This is a genomic window from Bacillus sp. sid0103, assembly GCF_019219025.1.
In genome coordinates this window covers 1-2409 of sequence record NZ_JAHUWN010000079.1, presented here as the reverse complement: position 1 = coordinate 2409, position 2409 = coordinate 1, and the positions used below count along the sequence as shown (strand labels likewise).

General features: G+C 37.7%; 2 protein-coding genes and 1 pseudogene. 1 reads left to right on the top strand and 2 read right to left on the bottom strand.

From position 1 onward, the window contains the following. Positions 1-340: 340 nt before the first annotated feature. On the top strand, positions 341-544 hold the full coding sequence (locus KW850_RS32505; protein ID WP_218351710.1) for a hypothetical protein: 204 nt from the start codon (positions 341-343) through the stop codon (positions 542-544). Positions 545-802: 258 nt separating this feature from the next. On the opposite strand, the gene KW850_RS32500 is transcribed toward KW850_RS32505, so the two are convergent. Then, positions 803-1402, bottom strand: coding sequence for a peptidase inhibitor family I36 protein (locus tag KW850_RS32500; protein ID WP_218351709.1), 600 nt, complete (start codon positions 1400-1402; stop codon positions 803-805). A 795-nt stretch (positions 1403-2197) separates the two neighbouring features. Continuing rightward, positions 2198-2409 (bottom strand): annotated as a pseudogene (locus tag KW850_RS32495) (IS110 family transposase); the annotation flags it as partial.

Genomic DNA, 2409 nt, shown 5'->3' with positions numbered 1-2409 from the left:
AAGACTAATGTTACCATTAGCCCTCCAAGACTCGCTACGAGCGAATGGCTAGTTCTTACTCGGCGGGAATCCCACCCGCTATATGATACGACCTAGGCTCGGCCGCACAACTGCTTCGTTAGTTAAAGAAGGCAGAAGGCAAAAAATCAACATTATACAGAGCCTACTTGAAAAAGGATGCTCTATACAATACTTGTCACAGTATAAGTTTAGTGATTTTTTTAAAGTTTTTTACCAATATACTTTTATTTACCAAAAGGGTTAAGTTATTTTTTTGTCCGTTTGATGTTTGAATTTCTGGGGAAAATAAAAAAACTTCCCTTTAAAGGAGGAAATGTCAATGGCTGAAGAAACAATTTTTGTTAATGAAGCAACATCCGAGAAGCCGATTCAAGAAATTGAATGTCTCCTAAATCAATTGGATGGCATTGAAAGAGTATTATTAGACACTACTGATGGCGAAGTAAAGGTCCAATTTGATGACAAAAAAATCTCAATAGAACAAATCGTCATCACCTTAAAGCAACATAACTTTCGCATTTAATAACAAAGATACCACTTGGATTGGACAGTCGTTATACATTCATGTAGATAATTCCAAAAAGAGAAGGATCTTCTTTGACAACTGGTTCTGTTTTTGAAGTACAAAACCTAAAAAAGTGGGTGAATTACAAGTTAATCACAAAAAAGCACCGTATTTAGTACGGTGTTTATTTCATTTATTATATTTCCCTTATTAAACAAAAGCACCCTTTAGGTAAACAAGAGAAGTGGAGTTATGAATTAAAATAATATAATCTGACTACCAAGTAGCGATTCCAGAAGCACGATCCCCCCATCCCGATGTATGTAAGTTTTTATCCCAAGTAAGCAGATGCAATGTCTGTCCCTTCCAATTAACGTCCTCATACAAGGCACAAACCTTAATAGATTGACCAAAATTGACCGAAGAAATTTTATCGTTCCAGTCGCCTTGAAAAAGACCCATGCTTACATCTGTCAAATCATGGTGACCATGATTTGGTTTTAGGGTTAGCTTATCGCCCTCAAAATTTATGTCTTCATAAAAGTTGGCATCATATACCGGTACCGCCCCGCCAGGTCCCCAAGTAGGATATTGTGTCGGTGGCCCTCCAAAACCTTCGGGCGAACCCGGACTCGGATACGGTTGAAAAGGGGGTGGAGTAGGAAGTTTTTTAACCGGCTTATGACCCTGAATCAAACCAGGAGGTTTTCCACCCCCTACAATTTGGCGATATTTTAATATCTCATGGTATGCCAACCTTACCCAATAGTTCATCAATTCTTGATCATCAACGACCAACAAATAATCACCGGATGGCGCTTTAACAAAGTGCAGCTCATGACCGTTAAAACGTGTAATGTCTTTTGGATCGTACAATTTACCGTTTAAGAAAAATGGTATCTGTGGGACCCTCTGAACAATGGGTGAATAAATTTCCTGCGGAGTCTTATTCCAAAATATCGAATCGGAAAAAGGTAATCATTGCCTCTTTAACTCGTCAGCCAAATCGTAAACAGTTGCATAACCCATAGTGATGGCAGAGAGTAGTGTAAATGATCGAATCGGTAGAGATTGATTTGAATTTGTATTCATAAATCTTTCCCCCTCCAGTTGCGTCTAGCTGTGTTTTATGCTCTATGTAAACAATATTCACTAAATTGGGGAAATATTCCTGTTCGTAGGGTGAGGGGTACTTCTGTTACAAGGGTTATTCATAGCAAGGAAAGGTAACTTTTTCTGTTTTTTCTTGTTGTACTAAACTCCCTCTATATAGAAAGGGAAATCTCTCGATTTCTCTTGTTTTCTCCAAATTACGCAGTAGTCTGTATTAAATTTCATTTGACGACTGGAATAATAGTGTGCTAAAGGATAATTTTGGGGGCTAAGTGAAAAAACGACTGATAGTGACCAAACCACCTTTAACCAAAATATGGGTAACCTGTTTAATTATGGTCGCACTGTTGGATCTCCACATTTCTCATGGAGGTCAAACCTCCCATTTCTCACAGAGTCTTTGCTCCAAAATTCCTTCGTCCAACCTTTCCATGAGGTGGATGTCAGTCATGCTGCCCGACAGGGTCCTTACCCGTATTTTAGTTGTTTTACTGACTAATCCGTGCTTCAAATGTTTTTAAACAATTAACCTACTATTAATTTCGAGTCAAAAGAAAATTAAGCTGCTATCTGTAATACCGTCATATGAGGAATGTCCCTTAACATACGTTCTTCACTAAATTCACACTGTTTTTTACCAATTGTAAACAGAATGCGTATGAGCTTATTACATATTGCAATTAGAGATTGCATCTTCTTTAAAGGATTATTTGGGCGTTTTGTAAAATACTCATGTAAAGCTTTAAACGCAGTATTTTTAGCCACTAAAG